The organism is Bradyrhizobium sp. 22 (assembly GCF_000482425.1).
Classification (GTDB): Bacteria; Pseudomonadota; Alphaproteobacteria; order Rhizobiales; family Xanthobacteraceae; genus Bradyrhizobium; species Bradyrhizobium japonicum_B.
In genome coordinates this window covers 3711792-3732701 of sequence record NZ_KI519399.1, presented here as the reverse complement: position 1 = coordinate 3732701, position 20910 = coordinate 3711792, and the positions used below count along the sequence as shown (strand labels likewise).

Sequence of the window (20910 nt, the reverse complement as noted above, 5' to 3'; positions counted from 1 at the left end):
AGCCCCCTCACATCGCCGGTTCCGCGCCCGTGCCACGTTCCCCGCATCGTCACCCACAGGGGCGTGTCATGAACGGCTTTCGCAAAGGTTTCTTCGCCATCCTCCTCGCCATCGCCTTCCCGCTCGGGCAGGCCGATGCTGCGACAAGCACTTTCGACGGCATATGGAATGTCCGCATCTCGTCGTCCAGCGAGACCTGCGGCAACGGCGCCACCGTTGCCATCGGCATCAACAACGGTCAGATCGCATCGAGCAGCGCGGCCGTGTCGGCATCAGGCCGGGTCGCCGACGCCGGCAGCATCAACGTCACCTTGAGCACGGGTATGAAGCGCGCCGTCGGCTTCGGCCGGCTCAGCGGCACCTCCGGCTCCGGCACCTGGCGCGGCGCGCTGTGCACGGGCACGTGGACGGCAGAGCGGATGTAGGCTGCCGTGTCCCGGACAAGCGGCAATGCGAAGCGTTGCCGCGCAGAGCCGGGACCCGGCACGCTTCACATGCGCTTCGTAGCACGGCAGCTGTGTCCCGGATCGGCGTCGCATCGCCTGACGGCGCTACGGCTGGTCCGGGACACGAGGCTCTAGCCCAGCGCCGCGCCGTACTCCGCGTCGGTGACCGGCTCGAGCCAGGTCGAGTACACGCCGTCGAGCGCCTCCTGCATGGCGATGTGGCACATGCCGTTAGTCGGCGAGGCGCCGTGCCAGTGCACTTCGCCCGGCGGAATCCAGACGGTGTCGCCGGGACGGATCTCCCTGACGGGACCGCCCTTGGTCTGGACGCGGCCGACGCCGGAAATGACGTAGAGCGTCTGGCCGAGCGGATGATGGTGCCAGTTGGTGCGGGCGCCGGGCTCGAACGCAACCCGCGAGCAGTTCAGCCGTGCCGGCGCGGGCGCCATGATCACGGGGTCCTGCCACACGGTGCCGGTGAAGTTTTCCTTGGGCGCGCGGCGGGTCGGCCGCGTGCCTGCAACAGTGATCTCCATCGAAATGACCTCTCTTCTTCCCGGTTACTTCTTGCTGGCGGCGTAGCGCGCCTTGGTTTCGGCGTTCATGGGATAGAGGCCCGGCAGCACGGCGCCGTTGTTCACCTCGTTGACGATCCAGGCCTCCATGCGCTCCTGCTCGACACCCTCGTTGAGCACGTGCTCGAGCATCGCCTGCGGGATCAGCACGCAGCCATCCTGGTCGGCGACCACGATGTCGTTCGGGAATACGGCAACGCCGCCGCAGCCGATCGGCTCGCCCCAGCCGACGAAGGTGAGGCCCGCAACCGAGGGCGGCGCGGCATAGCCGTCGCACCAGACCGGCAGATTGGTGCCGAGCACACCCTCGACGTCGCGCACGACGCCGTCGGTGACGAGCGCGGTGACGCCGCGCTTGACCATGCGGGCGCACAGGATGTCGCCGAAGATGCCGGCGTCGGTGATGCCCATGGCATCGACCACGGCAATACAGCCCTCCGGCATCGCCTCGATTGCGGTGCGGGTGGAGATCGGTGAGGACCAGGATTCCGGCGTCGCCAGATCCTCGCGCGCCGGCACGAAGCGCAGCGTGAAGGCCGGTCCCACCAGGCGCGGCAGGCCCGGGCGCAGCGGCCGCGCGCCCCGCATCCACACATTGCGCAGGCCCTTCTTCAGCAGGACCGTGGTGATGGTGGCGGTGGTGATGCCGGCGAGGGTCTTGCGGGCTTCGGGGGACAGCGACATGGAAAGAGACGAGCTCCGGGGTGCGGGAAACAACGCGCGCATCTTGCGAGCCGCAGCCCCTGCGTCAAGGGCCAAGAGGCGCGCAATAACGCAGGGCCGGTGGGCCTTTATGCGACGCGATAACAAGGCTTTATCGCCTCCCCCTGCATTAATTTATTGGACTTGCGGGCGCATATACGCGAAGCAAGGGTGACGCGGAACTCGAGCTCGAGGCCGCGCTTTGCAAAGCCCGATTCCGACAGCTCTTCGACAGCTCAATGGCCGCGACGCTTCCCCCGCCCCGCCTCCTGCCCAGTGGCGATAGCGCCGTCACGGTCGAGTTCAGCCGCACCATCGACGAGCACGCCAACCAGCGCGTGCTGGCACTCGACAAGGCACTCGCGGCAAGCCCCATCGAGGGCATCACCGAGACCGTGCCGACCTATCGCTCGCTGCTGGTGCACTACGACCCCTGCAAGATCGGGTTCGACGCGCTCGGCGACAAGCTGCTGCCGCTCGCGATCCAGCCGCCGCCGCCCGTGACCAGGGCGCGCCGCTGGCGCGTTCCCGTCGCCTATGGCGGCGAGCACGGCATCGACCTCGAGGATGTCGCCAAGGCCCTCAACACCACGCCGGACGACATCGTCGCCCGCCATGCGGGCGGCGATTACAAGGTCGCCATGATCGGCTTCACGCCGGGCTGGTCCTATCTCAGCGGCCTCGACAAATCGCTGCACATGTCGCGGCGGCAGAATCCGCGGCTGCTGACGCCGGCCGGCACGATCTCGATCGGCGGCGTCCAGGCCGGAATCCAGTGCCTGGCGGCGCCGAGCGGCTGGCACCTGCTCGGCCGCACGCCGGTGCGCACCTATCAGCTCCACCGCAATCCGACCTTCCTGACCGAACCCGGCGACCGCGTGACGTTCTTCGCCATCGACCACAAGACCTTCGACGAGCTGGATCGCGCGGCGGAAGCCGGCGAAATCGTCGCCGAGCAGGTGGACGCATGAGCCGGCTCGTCGTCGCCAGCATCGGCCCTGCAAGCTCCGTCCAGGATGGCGGCCGCTTCGGCGCGCAGCGCTACGGCCTGACGGTGAGCGGAGCGATGGATCGGCTGTCACTGGCTGCGGCGAACACGCTGGTCGGCAACGCGCCGTTCGCGGCCGCCGTCGAGATCGGCCCGTTCGGTGCCGCCTTCACCGCCCGTGACGGCGCCGTACGCGTGGCGATCTCGGGGGCGCCGCGCAACGCAGACGTCGCCGGAAACCCGGTCGCCATGGACACGTCAGTGACGCTGAAGGACGGCGAGACGCTGACGCTGGGCTTTGCCCGCGGCGGCGCCTTCACCTATCTCGCGATCGAAGGCGCCATCACCGGCGAACGCGTGTTCGGCAGCCTCGCGGTCAATGCCCGTGCCGGCCTCGGCAGCCCCTACCCGCGCCCGCTCCAGGCCGGCGACGAATTCAGCGTCGATGCCGCGAGCGGCGCAAGCGAGCTGCGCATCGAATTGCCGAAGCCCGCGAGCGGGCCGATCCGCGTTCTGCTGGGACCCCAGGACGACGAGTTCGACGAGGCCAACAAGGCGCTGTTCCTGAACAGCGAGTGGAAGATCTCGGCGACCTCCGACCGGATGGGCTACCGGCTCGAAGGCCCCGCGATCAAGCATCTGCACGGCCACAACATCGTCTCCGACGGCACCGTCAACGGCAGCATCCAGGTGCCCGGCAACGGCGCGCCCATCGCGCTGATGATGGACCGCGGCACCTCCGGCGGCTATCCGAAGATCGCAACCGTGATCACCGCCGACATCGGTCGCCTCGCGCAGACCTCGGCGGGAACGGCGTTTCGCTTCAAGGCCGTCAGCATGGCTGAGGCGCAGGACGAGGCGCGCAAGTTCGCGCAAGCGATCCGGACCCTGCCCGATCGCCTGCGCGCGGCCGACAGCGTTGCACTCAACATCCAGGCCCTCAGCGATGCCAACGTGGCGGGCCATGCGGTGAACGCGGTCGATGCCGGCACCTGGCAGGTCACCGCGGAGCCCTAGACGCAACAACAAGACCCGAAGGCGGAGAGCATCCATGAAGACGATCGATCTCAATTGCGACCTCGGCGAAGGATTTGGCGCGTGGGAGATGGGCAACGACGCCGCCATGATCGAGCTGGCGAGCTCGGTCAACGTCGCCTGCGGCTTCCATGCCGGCGACCCCGACATCATGCGCCGGACGGTGGAGCTGGCGAAGGCGCGCGGCGTCTCGGTCGGCGCCCATCCTGGGTATCGCGACCTGCACGGGTTCGGCCGCCATCCGATCGCGGGCCTCAAGGCCTCCGAGATCGAGAACCTCGTCGCCTATCAGATCGGCGCATTGCAGGCGATTGCGACCGCGGCCGGCCACAAGGTCACGCATGTGAAGGCGCATGGCGCGCTCTCCAACGTCGCCTGCGAGGACGACATGACGGCGAAGGCGATCGCCGCTGGCATCAAGGCGGTCGACCCCAGCCTGATCTTCGTCGTGCTCGCCAATTCGAAGCTCGTGAAGGCCGGCGAAGACGCCAACCTTCCGATGGTGCACGAAGTGTTCGCCGACCGCGCCTATGAGGACGACGGCAATCTCGTCTCGCGCAAGAAGCCCGGCGCGGTGCTGCACGATGCCAAGGCGATTGCCGAGCGCGTGGTGCGCATGGTGCAGGACGGCGCGGTGGTCTCGGTGACCGGCAAGGTGATCAAGATGCGCACGGACACGGTGTGCATCCATGGCGACACCCACGGCGCCGTCGAGATCGCGCGGACCTTGCGAGCGGCGTTGAAGGATGCCGGGATCGAGGTCGCGCCGTTCAAGCGCGGGGCGTGAGGCTCTTCGTCATTCCCGGGATGATGCGAAGCATCAGACCTGGAATCTCGAGGTTCCGGGATCGGCTTCGCCGCCCCGAAATGACAATCAGTGCCGGAGGGTGGATTAGCGAAGCGTAATCCACCTCTTCTGCTGCAGCCATACAAGTGGTGGGTTACGCCTTCGGCTAACCCACCCTACGCAGTCACATCAAAACGGATGCACCGAGAGCGTGCCGAACACGATCGCGGCGATGACCGCAAACGCGCTGTAAAGCGCCAGATGATGGGCGCTCGCCCGGGTCTGCCGCGAGAGCGAGCGCGCGTAGAAGTGCAGTCTGGCTTCCGCCGATAGTTCGCGCATGGTCGATCTCCAACGCCCCATTTTCGCGAGTATGAAGGATCAACCAGGGCGGGAGGCAAGATGGCGGCGCAAATAGCGATGCGCCTGCTCCGAGCAGGCCGTCTCGCAGACGTAAATTCTTTCCAGGTGCGGGTTCCGAGAATCTTATTCGTTCAAATCCGAGCCAGTTGGAACCGGCTCGGAGATCGGTGAGCGGCAGCCGTCAGTACACATCCGCCTGGAAGCGCCCGGTCTTCTTCAGCTCGGCGACGAAACTGACGGCTTCGTCGGTCGAACGCGCGCCGAACTGGGCGACGATGTCGACCAGCGCGCGCTCGACGTCCTTGGCCATGCGCTTGGCATCGCCGCAGATGTAGAAATGCGCGCCTTCGGCCAGCCACGTCCACAGCTCGCGGCCGACCTCCCGCATGCGGTCCTGCACGTAGAACTTCTTCTCGCCGTCGCGCGACCAGGCCAGCGACATGCGCGTGAGCAGACCCGAGGTCTTCATCGCATTGAGCTCCTCCTGGTAGAAGAAGTCGCAATCGCTGCGCTGATGGCCGAAGAACAGCCAGTTCTTGCCGGGCGCGCCGGTGGCCTTGCGGTCGAGCAGGAAGGCGCGGAACGGCGCGATGCCGGTGCCGGGGCCCACCATGATGATCGGCGTCTTCGGATCCTTCGGCAGGCCGAAGCCGTGCGCCTTCTGCACATAGACCTTGAGCTTGTCGCCCTCGTTGATGCGCTCGCCGAGGAAGGTCGAGGCGACCCCGAGACGCTTGCGCTTGCCGATGACGTAGCGCACGGAATCGACGGTCAGCGAGAGCTTTCCGGGCGTCGCATTGTGCGACGACGAGATCGAGTAGAGTCGCGGCTGCAGCGGCTCCAGTGCCTCGACGAAGGCTTCGGGGTGCGGCCGCGTGCCGGAAAACTTCTGCAGCCCCGCCATGACGTCGAGGGTTGCGGCATCGCCATCGGGGTCCTCGCCCTGCGCCAGCGCCCGCGCCTTTTCCCGCGCCGCGCCGCCGGTGATGAAGGAGATCAGCTCGAACAGGGTGTCGGGCGCCGGCGACAGCGAGACGTCGTCGATCAGCACCTCGCGCAGCGTCTTGCCGTTGACCTTCGTGGTGTGGGAGGCGCCGAGCAGCGCGATGATCTGGTCGACGAGGCCGACATCGTTGCGCGCGAACACGCCGAAGCTGTCGCCGACGACGTAGTCGAGCTTGCTCTCGGAGAGATCGAACTCGACGTGATAGGTTTCCTTCTCCGACTTGCCCTTGTTGAGCAGGCGGCGCGACAGGAAGGTCGCTGGCACAGGGTTGTCGCGCGAGCGGCCCGGCTCTGCGATCGTCACCGTCACGGCCGGCGCCGGAGCGTCCGGCTTGTCCGCCGCTTTGGCCGCCGGAGCCTTGTCCAGCTCCTCGTAGAGCGACTTCAGCATCCGCGCGGTTTCCTTGCCGCCGGGGACACAGAGGTTGAGCCGTGCTTCGCTGCGGCTGGCGATCGCCTCCGAATAGTCGTGACAATTATAGCCGCACTGGCCGCAATCCTGCTGCGCCATCGCCGCCATCATCTTGCGACGCACGGGACGCCCTTCCGCGAGCTTCATGCGATCGGCTATCGGCATGGTCTGGTCGTGCCAGGGCGCTTCGCCGTCGTCACCGTCGCCGGCCGCGCCCTGCATGACGGCGGCGCCCTGCTCCGCCGACAACGGCGCGGCGACATCAGGCGACAGCAGCCCGGCGAAGAAGCCGTTCAGCCAGGAGCGCTGCGCATCGGAGAACGGTGCGCTGGCGGGAATGATGTCGAGCCTGGGCGGAGGGGTGATCTGGTTCATGCGGACACCTGTGCATCGGCAAGCTTGCGCAGCGTCTCGCCGTCATGGCGGCGCGCAAAGGAGAGGAAGGTTTCGTCAGGCGACGAGCGATGGGCGATATAGGCCTTGAGCAGCGCCTCGACCGTCTTCGGCGCGTCGTCGGCCTTGAGGTCGTGGTAGACCTCCTGCCCGACGTCAGCGTCCGGGCCGAACCCGCCGCCGGTGAAGAGGTGATAGCCCTCGACCGTATCGTCCTCGCCAACGGGCACGCGTGCGCCGATCAGGCCGATGTCGCTGATGTAATGCTGCGCGCAGGAATGGTGGCAGCCGGTGACGTGGATGTTGACCGGCTTGTCCATCGCGACGCGCGGCTCGCACCAGTCGCCGATCTCGGCGGCATGTCGCTTGGTGTTCGCCGCGGCGAAGCGGCAGCCGGCATTGCCGGTGCAGGCGATCAGGCCGGCGCGGATGTGCGAGGCCTCGACCGCAAGCCCGATCTGCTTGATCGCCGCGATGGCAAGCTCGACGTTCTCGTCGCGCACGCCCGATATCAGCAGGTTCTGCCAGACCGTCAGTCGGATCTCGCCGTCGCCGAGGTCGTGCGAAAGCTTGGCGAGCCCCCGCATCTGATCGCTCGTCAGCTTGCCGAGCGTCAGCGACACGCCGATCCAGTTGAGTCCGTCCTGCTTCTGCTTGTGCACGCCGACATGCGCCATGCGGTCGGCGGCCGGCCGCGGCGCAAACGCCTCCTCCGGCACGCGCGTGAACGGCGTCTTCAGCCGCTCCTCGACCAGCCCAAGGAAACCGTCATGGCCCATGGCGTCGAGCACGTATTTCAGCCGCGCCTTGTTGCGGTTGGTGCGATCGCCATGATCGATGAACACCCGCACGATGGCGTCGGCAACGGCGGTCGCCTGCTCCGGCTTGACGATGATGCCGGAATATTTCGCAAAGTCCTTGTGGCCGGTGATGCCGCCGAGGCCGAGGCGGAACCAGACTCCCGGCTCGACGCCGAAACCGTCCTTCACCTCATAGGCCGTGAACGCGATGTCGTTGGTCTCCTCCAGCACGGCGATCCTGCCGGCGCCGTCGAAGGCGACGTTGAACTTGCGCGGCAGGCCGTAGAGCGAGCGGTCGTTGAGGATGTGGTAGTGCCATTCGCGCGCATAGGGTCGCGTGTCGATGATTTCCTGCGGATCGATGCCCGCCGTCGGCGTTCCCGTCACGTTGCGGAGGTTGTCGGCGCCGGAGCCGCGCGAGCACAGGCCGAGCTCCTGGATGCCCTCGAGCAGCTTGATCGCGTGCTTCGGCGGGATCTCGCGGAGCTGGAGATTGGCGCGCGTCGTGACGTGGCTGTAGGGGCCGCAGAGCTCGTCGGCGAGATCGGCGAGGCCCGACAGCTGCCAGTGCTTCATGATGCCGTTCGGAATCCGCAGGCGGCTCATGTAGGAGTCCTGCGTCGGCGCGACGTAGAAGATGCCGTAATAGCGCCAGCGGAAATTGTCGGCCGGGCTCGGCGGCGCATTGTCGAGCGCCTGCTGGCGCAGCCGCGGATAGGCATCGAAGGGATGCTCGTCGCGCTTGAACTTCTCCTGGTCGGCGAGCTTCTTGCCGGCCGCGATCACCTTGTCCTGCGCCTTGAGGTGCACGGCGTCGGGACCGACAGGCTCGGCGTTGGCCTTGCCGGCATTGCCGCCGCCCAGACCGCGCCCGACCCGGCTGATCTGCAGACCGGTGGTGAAGCCTTCGAGATAGCGTTTCTGCTCGTCGGTAAAGTCGACTGCGAGCGTATCGATTTTCATGGTCGGTAACGAAGCTCCTGCGGCCACCTGGGTGGCATCGACGGACATTGCGCGACCCGCGAGGACCGAGGCTGGCTCCAAGAGCCGGCTTCGCTACCCCAGCGGTCCGATCAGCTTCGTTGCTGCGGGACTCGGCTCAGCAGGCACCTGTGACAAGCTGGCCGCACTGCAACATTCAAGTTGCGTGCCAGCTTGAAAGAAATGGAAAGTTTTGTGTTTGCAATCGGTTATGTGTAGACCCGGAAGATCCCGGGCCGTGCGCTTTCACGAAATTCGTGCACTCAGATCAACATTTGGGCAGCGAGTCTCGGCGCCCAAAAATCATGCAGACCGAATCAGACCCGCCAACGGCCAACCGCGAAGGCCTCGAGATGCCCCCGGATGTTGGCGGGATCGAAGACCGGACCGGCGAAGGCGCCGAACGCCGCGGCAGGCTGCTCGGGCGACCGCCTGCCGAGGGCCGCATCGTACAGATCGGGCCTGAACACGGCCATCGCCGTCTTGACGCCCTCCGGCGCGAGCGCCGTCTGCCCCCAACGCACCATCTGCGCATAGAGCCAGGCCGCCTGCACCGGATCGGGGCGACCTGCCCCCTCCCGCCCGACCAGGAGATAGCGGCCGCTTTCGCGGAACGTGCCGTCAGGAGAAATCTTCAGGCGCCCGGTCAGGGTGCGCTGGATGACCTCGGCATCGACGCCGATCCGCTCGGGCTGCGCCAGGAGCTGCGCCGCCTCGGTCTGGTTCGCAGGATTCTCGATGAACTCGGCCGCCTTCACCGCCGCGCGCACCAGGCCGGCGACCACGTCCGGATTCTTGTCGGCCCAGACCTGGCGAACCGCCAGCACCTTCTCGGCGGCGCGGTCGAGGATGTCGGAGACGAAATGCAGGATGTGACCGATGCCGAGATCGACCGCGATCGAATTCCAGGGCGCACCGACGCAGAACGCGTCGACATGGCCATTGGCGAGGCTGTCGACCATGTAAGGCGGCGGCAGCACCACGAGGCGCACGTCCTCGTCGGGATCGACGCCGGCCGCGGCCATCCAGAACCGCAATTGATAATTGTGGGTCGAGAACGGGAAGGTCATGCCGAAGGTCAGCGGCTCCGCCCCCTCCTTGCGCCTGATCGCAACGACCTTCGCCAGCGCCTTCGCCGTCACCATCGGATCGAAACGGTCGCCGTCGATCTGCTCCATCAGGGCGGCATGGAGCGCCGGCGACACCGTGATCGCATTGCCGTTGATGCCGAGATTGAAGGGCGCGGCGATCGGCACCTTGACATGGCCGAGCCCGAGCGAGGACGCGATCGCCACGGGCGCCAGCAGATGCGCGGCGTCGAACAGGCCGATATTGAGCTTGTCGCGGACGTTGGACCAGGAGACCTCGCGCACCAGCTCGACGTCGAGGCCTTCGGCGGCGGCAAATCCCTTGTCGACGGCGACGATCAGGGCGGCGGCATCGACCAGCGGAATGAACCCGATGCGAAGGGGGGCGGTCATTTCAGCATCTCCGAGGCGGTGATGATCGACTGCGCGATCTCACCGATTTTCTTCTTCTCGCGCATCGCCGTGGAGCGCAGCAGCACATAGGCCTCGTCCTCGGTCAGGCCCTTCACCTTCATCAGGATGCCCTTGGCACGTTCGATGATCTTGCGGTCCTCGAGCTGCGACTTGGTCCGCTCCAGCTCCTCCTGGAGCTTGGCGAAGGCGTTGAAGCGGGACACGCAGAGGTCGAGAATCGGCTTGATGCGCTCCTTCTTCAGCCCGTCGACGATGTAGGCGGACACCCCCGCCTCGACCGAGGCCTGGATTGAGGCGGAATCGCTCTGGTCGACGAACATCGCGATCGGCCGTTTCACGGCACGGCTGACCTGGAACATCGCCTCCAGCACGTCGCGGCTGGGGTTCTCCAGATCGATCAGGATGATGTCGGGATCGACCGAATAAATACGGGCGAGCAGGCTCTGCATCTCGCTGATATGGACGACCTGAGTGAATCCGGCCTCCCGCAATCCCTCCTGCAGGATCGCGGCCCTGACAGGGCTTTCGTCGACGATCACGATTTTGGGCGACTGTTCGGCGCTCATGGCTCACTCGCGGCGGGTGATTCATCCATAGCATGCCAGCGACCCATGCAAAGGGTTGCAATTGTGGGCAATTGGGACTAGCTCAGGCCTGTCGTCAGCTAGTTCAGGATACCGATCAGACGGCTGCGCCAAGGTCAGCTTCGTGTCGCTGCTGAACCCGAGACAACGAATGCAGGCTTCTGAGCCGCCCACTCCCGCGACGGCAGCAGCGATCTGGGCTTACGCTCTCACGGAATCTTCGCGCCAACGATCATCTTGTCGAGAAGTGGCATGGCGGCCCGCACCGCCGCCTCAGTGCGGCCGGAGACCGCGAGCCGCACGACGTAGGAATTGCCGTCCTTGTCGCGATCGGCGTAATGCGCGATCACTTCGACCGGCTGGTCCTTCAGGGATGGATTGTCGTAGCGGTTGATGATGACCTTCGGGTTGACCGAGGGAAGCGTGGTGATCTTGGCATTGTCGCCGGCTTCCGTCGCCCAATCCCGATCACTGGCCGCGACCCATCGAGCCAATTCGGTCCGATCCTCGTTGTAGCGGCCTTCGGCATAGATGATTGCTTCGGCCTTACCAAAACTCTTCCCGTTGGGCACGAACATCGAGGCGCCGTATTTGAGGCTTGCGGCCTCGTCCCTCGCCCAGCCGTCGGGTGCCTTCACGCGAGGCCTGAATTCCGGACACATCCGTTCTTGCCGTTCGCAGACATGGATGATCTTGTCGACTTCGGCTCGCGCCGGGACCATCGCGCAGGAAGCGGTAACGAAAGCCAAGCCGAAGATGAAACGGCGCATCGTGGTCAAGCTCCGCGAAATTCCGTGAAATCAAGCAACGCGCGAAGACTGCTTTGGCTTCGCGCCGCATACGTTAGTTGTTGAATTTCGCCATCGGTTCAATTACTTGGATCGGAAATCCAGACAATTCAGATAGGCTTCAGGCGATTACATGGAAAGAGCGCCGCGTATATCATTCACGTCACTCGGCTGTCCCAAGGCATTGGTGGATTCCGAGCGCATCATCACGCGCCTGCGCGCGGAGGGCTATGAGCTCGCCCGCAAGCACGACGGGGCCGACATCGTCATCGTCAACACCTGCGGCTTCCTCGACAGCGCCAAGCAGGAATCGCTCTCGGCGATCGGCGAGGCCATGGCCGAGAACGGCAAGGTGATCGTGACCGGCTGCATGGGTGCGGAACCGGAAGCGATCGAGCAGGCCTATCCCGGCGTGCTCTCCATCACCGGCCCGCAGCAATATGAGAGCGTGCTCGATGCCGTGCACCGCGCGCTGCCGCCGGCGCACAATCCGCATCTCGACCTGGTGCCGCCGCAGGGCATCAAGCTGACGCCGCGCCACTATGCGTACCTGAAGATCTCCGAAGGCTGCAACAACCGCTGCACCTTCTGCATCATCCCGAAGCTGCGCGGCGACCTGGTCTCGCGCCCCGCCAACGACGTGCTGCGCGAGGCCGAGCGCCTGGTCGGCGCCGGCGTCAAGGAACTGCTGGTGATCTCGCAGGATACCTCCGCCTACGGCGTCGATCTGAAATATGCCGAGAGCCCGTGGAAGGATCGCCAGGTCCGCGCCAAATTCCTCGACCTCGCCCGCGAGCTCGGCGAGTTGGGCGCATGGGTGCGGCTGCAATATGTTTACCCCTACCCGCATGTCGACGAGGTCATCGCGCTGATGAACGAGGGCAAGGTGCTGCCCTATCTCGACATCCCGTTCCAGCATGCGAGCCCAGACGTGCTGAAGGCGATGAAGCGTCCGGCAGCGCAGGACAAGACGCTGGCGCGGATCAAGCGCTGGCGCGAGGAATGTCCCGATCTTGCCCTGCGCTCGACCTTCATCGTCGGCTTCCCCGGCGAGACCGATGCCGACTTCGCCTATCTGCTCGACTGGCTCGATGAAGCCGAGATCGACCGCCTCGGCTGCTTCAAATACGAGCCGGTGGCCGGCGCGACCTCGAACGCGATCGAGAACCCGGTCCCGGAAGAGGTCAAGCAGGAGCGCTACAACGCGCTGATGGCCCGCCAGCAGAAGATTTCTGCACGCCGGCTCAAGCGCAAGGTCGGCACGCGCCAGCAGATCATCATCGACGAGGTCGGACCGACCGTCGCCAAGGGCCGCTCCAAGGCCGATGCGCCGGAGATCGACGGCGCGGTCTATCTGACGAGCCGCCGCCCCTTGCGCGTCGGCGAGATCGTCACCGCCAAGATCGAGCGCGCGGACCAATACGACCTGCACGGCAGCGTCGCGGGGTTCTGAAGGAGCTCGCGGACACCAATGCTGCCACAACGTCATGGCCGAGCTTGTCCGGACCACGCGTTGACATCCGGCACGACGAACGTGGATGCCCGGCACGAGCCGGTCTCTTGAGAATAAGCGCACGCAAGCGTAGCCGCTAGCGTCGCTTGAGGCACAGCTCAATCAAACCAGCAATTTCGTCCCCAGTGTTCCGGCCGCGGCACGCGGGCAAGACCCGCGCGCCTCAGGCATTTCACCGGCCCACGTTCAGGCTGGGCGCGCCGTACTGCGGGGTTGCGCGATACACGGCGCCGACGCCCCAGGTTCCAACGAGCAGATCGCCATTCGCCATCCGGCCGAGCGCGACGGCGCTGCCATCGAGGCCGCTCACGACCACTCGCGACAAGCCGCCAAACGACACGCGGCGCACCACGCCAGCCCCGTTGTCGATCGCAAGGACTGCATCGGGGCCGTCCGCAACGATGCCTACGCCAGGCCGATCGAAGCTCTCGCCAAGTTCTTGGGTCTTGCCATCCGGAAGAACGCGCGTCAGCCGTCCGCCATATTGTGCGGCGACCAGACTGCCGTCCGCCATCTCCACCACGCCCACCGGCAAGGACAGCGAACGCGCGACGACCCTGCGGTCGCCGCTGGCGACGTCGATGCTGAGAATCTCGCCTGATGACCGGTTCGCGACGAGCAGCCTGCCATCTCGGCTGAGGGCGATACCGGCCGGCGTGGCAAGATCTTTGGTAACGCGCGTGCGGGCACCGTCTGGTGCGACGCGCTCGATATAGTCGCCAGAGTAGGACGAGATGTAGACGCTGCCGTCCGCACCAACGGCAAGGCCCGCCGGTGACGAAATTGCAGCGGCGAACACGGATCGACCGCCATCCGGCGTGATCCGCTCGACAGTGTCGCCGCTCCAGTTGGACACATAGACCATTCCGTCGGCGCCGACGGCAATGCCGGTCGGCGACTTGAAACCGTCCCATAATTTCACCGGCGACGCGTGCTCGGCGCGGACCGGCGCCGGGGCAACGCACGTGGGGGAAGCTGCAATACCCAGGCTGCCGAGCAGAAGGAGGGTTTGGAGCAAGTGGGTCATGTCGCTTCTCCCGACGCCCGCCGTTCGTCATGCGCGGCGAACACCTCCTTGGCTGCGAATAGCCCATTCAGCGCAGCCGGGAAGCCCGCATAGACGGCCATCTGCATGATGATCTCCACGATCTCGTCGCGAGACAGCCCGACGTTCAGACCCGCCTCGATATGGACTTTGAGCTGAGGCGCGGCATTTCCGAGCGCCGTCAGCGCGGCGATCGTCGCGATCTCTCGATCGCGCAGGCCAAGGTTCGGGCGGCTGTAAATGTCGCCGAAGGGAAACTCGATCACGTATCGTGCGAAATCCGGAGCGATGTCGGCGAGTGAGGCGATGACTTTTTCGCCGGCACTGCCGTCAATGCGTGATAGGGCCCGTTGGCCGCGATCGAAGCGGCTTTCGGCTTGTGTGTGGACGTGCGTCATTTTCCTTCGTCCTCTGTTCGTCGCCGGCGTAGCCGGCGATCTTGGTATCAAGGACGAGCAGGCATTCCTGGAGTTCGGCAATCTGCGTACGAACCTGTTCTCGATGGATTTCCAGCATCTGCCGCCGGGCTGGCCCGGTGGCGTCGCCTTCGTCACGAAGCGCCGCGTAACGCAACATATCCCGGATCGGCATTCCCGTGGTCTTGAGCCGACCGAGGAATGCGATCCATGTCAGGATTGATGCGTCAAAATCACGTTGACCGGAGCGATCCCGATCAGCGTATGGAAGCAGCCCGATGCGCTCATAGTAGCGCAGCGTGTGGGTCGACAAGCCGGTTCGTTTTGCAAGGTCGCCGATCTTCATTTGTGCCCGTTCTCGTACTGACGCACGTACAGATACCCCTTCGAGCGCGCTCTAAGTCAAGAGGGATCGAAGGTGCCGCGAGGTCAAGCAAGGGCTACAAGCATTGATGGCGCAACAGCGGACATCTCGGCGCGCCAGGTGCACGGCAGCGTCGTGGATTCCGAGGCTTCAGGTCTCCGTCAGCCATTTCGGCACCCAGCGCTCCGGGCGCGGGGCACGGGCGAGATCGGCCCTGGCTTCGGACAGCAGCGCCGGCTCGCCGTCGATGGTTGGGCGGACATCGTACGCGAAGTTCGGCATGACGCGGCCGTCGGCATGGAGGCCGAAGTTCATCGCGTACCACAGCCCGAGCTCGGGCTGCGCGCTGCGCATCTGCTCGCGCAGGTCGCGCAACAGGGATTCGATCGAAGCCGCTTCCTCGAACGGCTGCGGCCCGCGCGCGAGCACGCGCGCCTCGTACTGCTTACCCACGATCGCGACCGCGAAGCGGGTCTGGTCCCAGGGCTTCTTGCCCTTGGGCAGATGCGCCGCCAGCCGCCAGCCGAGCTCGGCCATCAGCCGGTGATTGGCCCAATAATCCTCGCGCTTCCGGCTCCACTTCTCCATGAAACCGCGGAAGTCGGGCAGCTCCGCCGAAGTCTCCTCGACCGCCGCCGGCTCGCCATGCGGCCGTCCGGCGAGCCATTGCGCGAGCTCGACCGTCTGAGCCTCGACCTCGTCATGCGGCTTCAGATCGCTCCAGGCGTTGTCGAATTGCTGCGACGTCAGTTTGGCGAGCAGCCCGTCGAGGCTCGGCGCCAGTAATTCGTAGGCGCCCTCCGATCCCAGCCCGACGATCGGCGGATTGTCGCGGTCGAGACCGGCGCCGTACCAGCCGCCGACGGCCGAACCATCCGGCAGCCGCATGAACAGCGAAAACCTGTCCCGCAACGGACTGCCGTCGACGATCGGCGCGTGATCTGCGAACTGGCCCTGCAGCGCAAAGCAGCCGACGCTGCCCCAAGGCCGCCCCTCCAGCCAGCCGGCAAAGTCGACCAGCAACGGAGGCGCTTCGATGCCCGGCGGAAATGCGCCGCGAATGCTGTCGAGGTCGATCGGATAAGACGTGTCGGACAAGGCTGAAACTGTCTCGTTGGTCCCGCCCCTCTTGGTCTGAGCCGAGTTGCGTCCGGTTCGAACCAATTCGCGTATCTCGATCACAAACGCGCCAGCGAGGCGATGGTTTCTGGGGGCCCGACAATGAAATGGCGGAATCCAGCGGAATCCGGGCCTGCCCGATGACCCGCATCGGCCTTGCTCGCACGCTTCGTCCTCTCGATTGCCGCAGCACGACGCGCGCAACTGCCAGCGGGACGTATTGTGACACTATAGTGCATTCATGCAGAGGTCACGGACTCGGCCTAACTCTGCCCGCGCTTCTCAACGCGAGCGAGGAACGAGAATGAGCCTCTCGGGTATGCTGCGCACGCAGCGCTTCGACGATTACCGCTTCTACCACCAGAGCACCGTCAACCAGACGCTGCATCTCTTCAGCGCCGTGATCTTCCTGTTCTGCTACGCGCTGCTGTTCATAGACCCCGCGCTCGCAGGCATCGTCGGCTGGCTTGCGATGCTGACGCGGCAGACCGGGCATTTCTTCTTCGAGCCGAACGGCTACGACGCCGTCAACGACGTCAGCAATGAGTACAAGGAAGCGATCAAGGTCGGCTACAACCAGACCCGCAAGATCATCCTGCTGCTGGTATGGGGCAGCGCGCCAATCGCGCTGTATGTCCATCCGACGCTGTTCGGACTTTTCGATCCGCCGGCCGGGCGTCTCGACTTCATCCGCCACGTCGGCACGCTCTGGCTCGCGATCGGCATCGGCGGCGGCCTTGCCCGCATGCTCCAGCTCTTCGCCACCCGCGACGTCACGACCGGTCTGGTCTGGGCATTCAAGGTGCTGACCGACCCATTCCACAACATCGCGCTGTACTGGAAATCGCCGCTCAAGCTGATGCGCGGCGAGCTGATCGACACCGCGATCGCCGACGCCGATTGGGGCGACGAGGACGCCGAGGAAGCCGCTCACCTGACCTGACCGATGCACGCCGGGCGGGTGTTCGGCAAAACGCCCGCTTGACAAGCCCCGGCATTGGCATGTATTGCCGCGCCCCATGATCAACCGGACCAACCAGCGCACCGACATGCTCCGCCGTCGCTCCCGCGACGACGAGAGGGTGCGCCATGTCCGACGACGCCGCTGAACCACTAGAATTCAGCCGAAGTTTTCGAGAAGGCCGCACCCGCAAGGTGCGGCCTTTCTGCTTTTTGCGCCCGTTTTCCACCCGCCTCCAGAGGAGTTCGACATGACGACGCATCCGTACGACGCGCTGATGGACATCACCGCACGGCCGAAAGCCGTGTTCGTCCGCGGCGCCGGCTCCTATCTCTGGGACGACGGCCGCAAGCGCTATCTCGACTTCGTGCAGGGCTGGGCCGTCAACTGCCTCGGTCATTCCCCGCCGGCGGTCGCCGACGCGCTGGCTTCGCAGGCGAAACGGCTGTTGACGCCGAGCCCGGCCTTCTACAACGAACCGAGCCTGAAGCTGGCCGAGGCGCTGGTCGGGGCCAGCGCGTTCGACCAGGTGTTCTTCGCCAATTCCGGCGCGGAGGCCAACGAGGGCGCGATCAAGCTCGCGCGCAAATATGGCAGTCTGCACAAGGGCGGCGCGTTCGAGATCATCAGCTTCGAAGGCGGCTTCCACGGCAGGACGCTGGCGACGATGTCGGCCTCGGGCAAGAAAGCGTTCGAGCCGCTGTTCGAGCCGAAGGTCGCAGGGTTCAAGAAGGCCAGGCTCAACGACATCGCCTCGGTCGAGCGGCTGATCAACGACAACACCGTCGCCGTGATGCTGGAGCCGATCCAGGGTGAATCAGGCGTGTGGCCGGCAACCGATGCGTTCCTGCAGCAGCTGCGCGCGCTGACCGAGGCGCACGGCCTGCTGCTCATCTTCGACGAGATCCAGACCGGCATGGGCCGGACCGGAAAACTCTTCCACTACGAGCACACCGGCATCGCGCCCGACATCATGACGCTCGGCAAGGGCATCGGCGGCGGCGTGCCGCTCGCAGCCCTGCTCGCGACCGAACGCGCCTCGTGCTTCGAGCACGGCGACCAGGGCGGCACGTTCAACGGCAACCCGATCATGTGCGCGGCGGGGCTCGCGGTGCTCGAGGAGGTCTCCAAGCCCGACTTCCTCAAACAGGTCGCCGAGACCGGCCTCTTGCTGGAAAGCGAGCTGCAGAAGGTCTCGGCCCGGCACGGCCTCGGCGGCGTGCGCGGACGCGGCCTGCTGCTCGCGCTCGATCTCAAGCTGCCGATCGCGCCCGGCATCGTCGCGCAGGCGTTCGAAGCCGGCGTGCTGCTCAACGCGCCGCAGCTCGACACGCTGCGTTTCATGCCCGCGCTCAACGTGGCGAAGAGTGAGATCGCCGAGATGATCGATTGTCTCGACGGGATCCTGACCAAGGCCGGCGCGGCACGGCGGGTGGCGTAAGATTTCATCCATACGCTCGTCATTCCGGGGCGGTCCGTAAGGACCGAACCCGGAATCTCGAGATTCCGGGTTCGGCTCTTCGAGCCGCCTCGGAATGACAGTCAGCTACGGCTTCAGGATCGAGGCGCCCGTGGTCTTGCGGCTTTCGAGATCGATATGCGCCTTCGCAGCGTCCTTGAGCGCGTAGGCGTGGTTGATCGGCACGTGCAGCTTGCCGTTGATGACGGCGGCAAACAGCGTGTCGGCGCCTTCCAGCAGCTCCTTGCGCGTGCCGACGTAATCGTTGAGCTTCGGCCGTGTCGCGAACAGCGAGCCGTGATTGTTGAGCTCGGCGATCGCGAACGGCGGCACCGGACCCGAGGCGTTGCCGAACGAGACGAACATGCCGCGCGGCTTCAGGCAGGACAGCGAGCCCGGGAAGGTCGCCTTGCCGACGCCGTCATAGACGACGTCGCAGCCCTCGTTGCGGCTGATCTGCTTGACGCGCGCGACGAAATCCTCCTCGTTGTAGAGGATGACATGGTCGCAGCCGTTCGCCTCGGCGAGCTCGGCCTTCTCGCGCGAGCCGACCGTGCCGATGACGTGGGCGCCGAGCGCCCTCGCCCATTGGCAGGCCAGAAGGCCGATGCCGCCGGCGGCGGCATGGACCAGCACGCGGTGATGCGGCTCGACCTTGAACGTCTTGTGCAGGAGATACCAGACGGTCAGCCCCTTCAGCATCAGCACCGCACCTTGCTCGTGGGTGATGTGGTCGGGCAGCTTGACCAGCTTCTCCCAGGGAATGTTGCGCTCGCCGGTATAGGCGCCGAGATTGTGATAATAGGCGACGCGGTCGCCGGGATGAAAGTTCGTAACGCCAGGCCCGACCGCGACCACCTCGCCCGAGGCCTCGTTGCCGACGATGAAGGGCAGCCCTGGCGCCTTGTAGAGACCGGTGCGATAGTAGACGTCGATGAAGTTCAGGCCGACCGCGTGCTGGCGGATCCGCACCTCGCCGGGCCCGGGCGCCGGCACATCGACGCTCTCATAGACCAGGGCCTCGGGGCCTCCGACCTTGTGCACACGGACCGCTTTGGTCATCGCCTGACCTCCTCTTCTCCAAGGCGCAAGCGAAAGACATCGCGCCCGCCTTGTCAACTCGATGGCAGCTGGAACGCCTAAACCGACGGCGTGCCGGACCTCTTGCGATTGCGCCTGGCCAGCACGTTGAAGAATTCGACCGCCGCCGAGAACGCGATGGCGAAGTAGATATAGCCGCGCGGAATGTGGAACTGGAATCCGTCCGCGACCAGCGCGACGCCGATCAGCACCAGGAAGGCGAGCGCGAGCATCTTCGTGGTCGGATGCTCCGCGACGAAGCGCGCGACCGGACCCGCCGAAACGTACATGACCGCGCAGGCAATCACGACCGCCGCGATCATGATCCGGATGTCCTCCGCCATGCCGATCGCGGTGATGATCGAGTCCAGCGAGAACACGATGTCGATGACGATGATCTGGGCAATCACCCAGAAGAAGGCGCTGCGGCCGGACTTCTGATCTCTCTCGCCGTCATCGGCTTCGACCTCGGCGTGGATCTCGTGCGTCGCCTTCGCGATCAGGAACAAGCCGCCGCCGATCAGGATCAGGTCGCGCCAGGACAAGTCCTGACCCGCAATCGAGAGCACCGGCGCGGTCAGGCCGATCAGCCAGACCAGCAGGCTGAGCAGGATGAGGCGGAAGATCAGCGCCAGCGCCAGCCCGATCTGGCGGGCGCGGTGCGCCTGTTGTTCGGGCAGGCGCGAGACCAGCACCGAGATGAAAATGACGTTGTCGATGCCGAGCACGATCTCGAGCGCGGTCAACGTCAGCAGCGCCGCCCAGGCTTCGGGACTGGTGATGAGGTGCATCATGCGAAGGATCTGACGAGGCGGATTAAGGCGTCGCTGAAGCTGATCCAGAGCGCGATGGCGCAGAGCGCGAGGGTGACGCCGGTGCCGACACGAAAGTCCATCTCCAGCACGTAGAGGGCGAGCACCGCCCAGATCGCGATCAGCGACATCGTCAGCCAGCGCAGCCGCACGACGCGGACCGGATGCAGCACGTGAAACGGCACGAAGGTCAGCACGACCAGCGCGGTCACCAGCAGCGTCGACCACAGCGGCGGCCAGTGCAGCAGGAACAGGTAGAACGCCGCCGCATTCCACAGCGCCGGGAAGCCACGGAAATGATTGTCGTCCGCCTTCATGCGCAAATCGGCGAAATATAAGGCGCTGGTGACGATGATGGCGACGCCGAGCAAGGGAGCCGCGACGGGCAGCAACAGGCCGCTGGCCACGATCGCATAGGCCGGCACGAACACATAGGTGACGAAGTCGACCACGAGATCGAGCACGTCGCCCGACCAGTTCGGCTGCACGTTCTTGACGTCGAGCCGGCGCGCGATCGGACCGTCGATCGCGTCGATGATCAGGGCGACGCCCAGCCATTGAAACATCGCCGCCCAGTGCTCGCGAACGGCCTCCAGCATCGCCAGCAGCGCGATCGCCGCGCCGAACGCGGTGAAGATGTGCACCGAGAAGGCCGCGGCGCGGATCGCGGGCGTGGGCTTCAGGGAATCCTCTTGGCTATCCATGGCTTCTGCTATCAGAATGAGGTCGATTTGCACATCCGCCATTGCAGCGCGCCGTCGCACAATTGGCCACGCATGG

At 65.5% G+C, this 20910-nt stretch carries 22 protein-coding genes; 7 read left to right on the top strand and 15 right to left on the bottom strand.

Annotated features, from left to right (window positions below):
- The first annotated feature begins 68 nt into the window (after nt 1-68).
- Nucleotides 69-425, top strand: coding sequence for a hypothetical protein (locus K410_RS0119095; RefSeq protein ID WP_028136367.1), 357 nt, complete (start codon nt 69-71; stop codon nt 423-425).
- A 152-nt stretch (nt 426-577) separates the two neighbouring features.
- Here K410_RS0119095 and K410_RS0119090 read toward each other — a convergent pair whose 3' ends face one another.
- Complete coding sequence (locus tag K410_RS0119090; RefSeq protein ID WP_028136366.1) at nt 578-982, bottom strand: (R)-mandelonitrile lyase; 405 nt, start codon at nt 980-982, stop codon at nt 578-580.
- Nucleotides 983-1006: 24 nt separating this feature from the next.
- Nucleotides 1007-1705, bottom strand: a complete 699-nt coding sequence (locus tag K410_RS0119085; RefSeq protein ID WP_028136365.1) for a ribonuclease activity regulator RraA — start codon at nt 1703-1705, stop codon at nt 1007-1009.
- 257 nt (nt 1706-1962) lie between these two features.
- On the opposite strand from K410_RS0119085, the gene pxpB reads away from it, so the two are divergent.
- The 3 genes from pxpB to K410_RS0119070 are packed head-to-tail and all read left to right on the top strand — an operon-like array spanning nt 1963 to nt 4533.
- Entirely contained in the window at nt 1963-2694 is a 732-nt protein-coding gene (pxpB, locus tag K410_RS0119080; protein WP_028136364.1) for a 5-oxoprolinase subunit PxpB, read from the top strand.
- A complete protein-coding gene (locus K410_RS0119075; protein ID WP_028136363.1) occupies nt 2691-3728 on the top strand; it encodes a 5-oxoprolinase subunit C family protein in 1038 nt (345 codons plus the stop codon). The genes pxpB and K410_RS0119075 overlap by 4 nt, the downstream gene beginning before the upstream one ends.
- Before the next feature lie 34 nt (nt 3729-3762).
- Complete coding sequence (locus K410_RS0119070; RefSeq protein ID WP_028136362.1) at nt 3763-4533, top strand: LamB/YcsF family protein; 771 nt, start codon at nt 3763-3765, stop codon at nt 4531-4533.
- Between the two features lie 189 nt (nt 4534-4722).
- On the opposite strand, the gene K410_RS39650 is transcribed toward K410_RS0119070, so the two are convergent.
- The 6 genes from K410_RS39650 to K410_RS0119040 all read right to left on the bottom strand — a co-directional run bounded on the left by K410_RS39650 (nt 4723) and on the right by K410_RS0119040 (nt 11211).
- Entirely contained in the window at nt 4723-4875 is a 153-nt protein-coding gene (locus K410_RS39650; protein WP_063831425.1) for a hypothetical protein, read from the bottom strand.
- Between the two features lie 202 nt (nt 4876-5077).
- On the bottom strand, nt 5078-6688 hold the full coding sequence (locus tag K410_RS0119060; RefSeq protein ID WP_028136361.1) for a sulfite reductase subunit alpha: 1611 nt from the start codon (nt 6686-6688) through the stop codon (nt 5078-5080).
- Nucleotides 6685-8469: a NirA family protein gene (locus K410_RS0119055; RefSeq protein ID WP_028136360.1), complete on the bottom strand. Its 1785-nt coding sequence runs from the start codon at nt 8467-8469 to the stop codon at nt 6685-6687. Before K410_RS0119055 ends, K410_RS0119060 begins: the two co-directional genes overlap by 4 nt.
- A gap of 335 nt (nt 8470-8804) precedes the next feature.
- Nucleotides 8805-9968: a CmpA/NrtA family ABC transporter substrate-binding protein gene (locus tag K410_RS0119050; RefSeq protein ID WP_028136359.1), complete on the bottom strand. Its 1164-nt coding sequence runs from the start codon at nt 9966-9968 to the stop codon at nt 8805-8807.
- Nucleotides 9965-10555 (bottom strand): ANTAR domain-containing response regulator, encoded by a 591-nt coding sequence (locus K410_RS0119045; RefSeq protein ID WP_028136358.1) that lies wholly within the window; start codon nt 10553-10555, stop codon nt 9965-9967. Before K410_RS0119045 ends, K410_RS0119050 begins: the two co-directional genes overlap by 4 nt.
- Nucleotides 10556-10782: 227 nt before the next feature.
- Nucleotides 10783-11211, bottom strand: a complete 429-nt coding sequence (locus K410_RS0119040) for a hypothetical protein (RefSeq protein WP_245269402.1) — start codon at nt 11209-11211, stop codon at nt 10783-10785.
- Between the two features lie 283 nt (nt 11212-11494).
- On the opposite strand from K410_RS0119040, the gene rimO reads away from it, so the two are divergent.
- Entirely contained in the window at nt 11495-12814 is a 1320-nt protein-coding gene (gene rimO / locus K410_RS0119035) for a 30S ribosomal protein S12 methylthiotransferase RimO (protein ID WP_028136356.1), read from the top strand.
- A gap of 232 nt (nt 12815-13046) precedes the next feature.
- On the opposite strand, the gene K410_RS37010 is transcribed toward rimO, so the two are convergent.
- From K410_RS37010 to K410_RS0119020, 4 genes are all read right to left on the bottom strand, one after another.
- Nucleotides 13047-13901 carry a Vgb family protein gene (locus tag K410_RS37010; RefSeq protein ID WP_049820101.1) on the bottom strand — a complete coding sequence of 285 codons (855 nt, stop codon included), beginning with the start codon at nt 13899-13901 and terminating at the stop codon, nt 13047-13049.
- Nucleotides 13898-14317 (bottom strand): carboxymuconolactone decarboxylase family protein, encoded by a 420-nt coding sequence (locus tag K410_RS0119025; protein WP_028136355.1) that lies wholly within the window; start codon nt 14315-14317, stop codon nt 13898-13900. Before K410_RS0119025 ends, K410_RS37010 begins: the two co-directional genes overlap by 4 nt.
- Complete coding sequence (locus K410_RS38010; RefSeq protein ID WP_063831424.1) at nt 14250-14681, bottom strand: MerR family transcriptional regulator; 432 nt, start codon at nt 14679-14681, stop codon at nt 14250-14252. Before K410_RS38010 ends, K410_RS0119025 begins: the two co-directional genes overlap by 68 nt.
- 168 nt (nt 14682-14849) lie before the next feature.
- Nucleotides 14850-15797, bottom strand: coding sequence for a hypothetical protein (locus K410_RS0119020; RefSeq protein ID WP_028136354.1), 948 nt, complete (start codon nt 15795-15797; stop codon nt 14850-14852).
- Nucleotides 15798-16122: 325 nt separating this feature from the next.
- Between K410_RS0119020 and K410_RS0119015 the strand changes: the two genes are divergently transcribed.
- Together K410_RS0119015 and K410_RS0119005 are read left to right on the top strand one after the other, a co-directional pair.
- On the top strand, nt 16123-16761 hold the full coding sequence (locus tag K410_RS0119015; RefSeq protein WP_028136353.1) for a membrane protein: 639 nt from the start codon (nt 16123-16125) through the stop codon (nt 16759-16761).
- Between the two features lie 268 nt (nt 16762-17029).
- A complete protein-coding gene (locus K410_RS0119005) occupies nt 17030-18220 on the top strand; it encodes an acetylornithine transaminase (RefSeq protein WP_028136352.1) in 1191 nt (396 codons plus the stop codon).
- A gap of 105 nt (nt 18221-18325) precedes the next feature.
- On the opposite strand, the gene K410_RS0119000 is transcribed toward K410_RS0119005, so the two are convergent.
- From K410_RS0119000 to pcsA, 3 genes are all read right to left on the bottom strand, one after another.
- Nucleotides 18326-19300, bottom strand: coding sequence for a quinone oxidoreductase family protein (locus tag K410_RS0119000; RefSeq protein ID WP_028136351.1), 975 nt, complete (start codon nt 19298-19300; stop codon nt 18326-18328).
- Between the two features lie 77 nt (nt 19301-19377).
- A complete protein-coding gene (locus K410_RS0118995) occupies nt 19378-20112 on the bottom strand; it encodes a TerC family protein (RefSeq protein ID WP_028136350.1) in 735 nt (244 codons plus the stop codon).
- On the bottom strand, nt 20109-20876 hold the full coding sequence (pcsA, locus tag K410_RS0118990) for a phosphatidylcholine synthase (RefSeq protein ID WP_028136349.1): 768 nt from the start codon (nt 20874-20876) through the stop codon (nt 20109-20111). The genes K410_RS0118995 and pcsA overlap by 4 nt, the downstream gene beginning before the upstream one ends.
- Nucleotides 20877-20910: the final 34 nt, after the last annotated feature.

What these genes read in the sequence shown, in the direction of transcription:
- K410_RS0119095 (WP_028136367.1), top strand. Translation starts at nt 69, where the DNA reads ATGAACGGCTTTCGCAAAGGTTTCTTCGCCATCCTCCTCGCCATCGCC.
- K410_RS0119090 (WP_028136366.1), bottom strand. Translation starts at nt 982, where the DNA reads ATGGAGATCACTGTTGCAGGCACGCGGCCGACCCGCCGCGCGCCCAAG.
- K410_RS0119085 (WP_028136365.1), bottom strand. Translation starts at nt 1,705, where the DNA reads ATGTCGCTGTCCCCCGAAGCCCGCAAGACCCTCGCCGGCATCACCACC.
- pxpB (WP_028136364.1), top strand. Translation starts at nt 1,963, where the DNA reads ATGGCCGCGACGCTTCCCCCGCCCCGCCTCCTGCCCAGTGGCGATAGC.
- K410_RS0119075 (WP_028136363.1), top strand. Translation starts at nt 2,691, where the DNA reads ATGAGCCGGCTCGTCGTCGCCAGCATCGGCCCTGCAAGCTCCGTCCAG.
- K410_RS0119070 (WP_028136362.1), top strand. Translation starts at nt 3,763, where the DNA reads ATGAAGACGATCGATCTCAATTGCGACCTCGGCGAAGGATTTGGCGCG.
- K410_RS39650 (WP_063831425.1), bottom strand. Translation starts at nt 4,875, where the DNA reads ATGCGCGAACTATCGGCGGAAGCCAGACTGCACTTCTACGCGCGCTCG.
- K410_RS0119060 (WP_028136361.1), bottom strand. Translation starts at nt 6,688, where the DNA reads ATGAACCAGATCACCCCTCCGCCCAGGCTCGACATCATTCCCGCCAGC.
- K410_RS0119055 (WP_028136360.1), bottom strand. Translation starts at nt 8,469, where the DNA reads ATGAAAATCGATACGCTCGCAGTCGACTTTACCGACGAGCAGAAACGC.
- K410_RS0119050 (WP_028136359.1), bottom strand. Translation starts at nt 9,968, where the DNA reads ATGACCGCCCCCCTTCGCATCGGGTTCATTCCGCTGGTCGATGCCGCC.
- K410_RS0119045 (WP_028136358.1), bottom strand. Translation starts at nt 10,555, where the DNA reads ATGAGCGCCGAACAGTCGCCCAAAATCGTGATCGTCGACGAAAGCCCT.
- rimO (WP_028136356.1), top strand. Translation starts at nt 11,495, where the DNA reads ATGGAAAGAGCGCCGCGTATATCATTCACGTCACTCGGCTGTCCCAAG.
- K410_RS37010 (WP_049820101.1), bottom strand. Translation starts at nt 13,901, where the DNA reads ATGACCCACTTGCTCCAAACCCTCCTTCTGCTCGGCAGCCTGGGTATT.
- K410_RS0119025 (WP_028136355.1), bottom strand. Translation starts at nt 14,317, where the DNA reads ATGACGCACGTCCACACACAAGCCGAAAGCCGCTTCGATCGCGGCCAA.
- K410_RS38010 (WP_063831424.1), bottom strand. Translation starts at nt 14,681, where the DNA reads ATGAAGATCGGCGACCTTGCAAAACGAACCGGCTTGTCGACCCACACG.
- K410_RS0119015 (WP_028136353.1), top strand. Translation starts at nt 16,123, where the DNA reads ATGAGCCTCTCGGGTATGCTGCGCACGCAGCGCTTCGACGATTACCGC.
- K410_RS0119005 (WP_028136352.1), top strand. Translation starts at nt 17,030, where the DNA reads ATGACGACGCATCCGTACGACGCGCTGATGGACATCACCGCACGGCCG.
- K410_RS0119000 (WP_028136351.1), bottom strand. Translation starts at nt 19,300, where the DNA reads ATGACCAAAGCGGTCCGTGTGCACAAGGTCGGAGGCCCCGAGGCCCTG.
- K410_RS0118995 (WP_028136350.1), bottom strand. Translation starts at nt 20,112, where the DNA reads ATGATGCACCTCATCACCAGTCCCGAAGCCTGGGCGGCGCTGCTGACG.
- pcsA (WP_028136349.1), bottom strand. Translation starts at nt 20,876, where the DNA reads ATGGCGGATGTGCAAATCGACCTCATTCTGATAGCAGAAGCCATGGAT.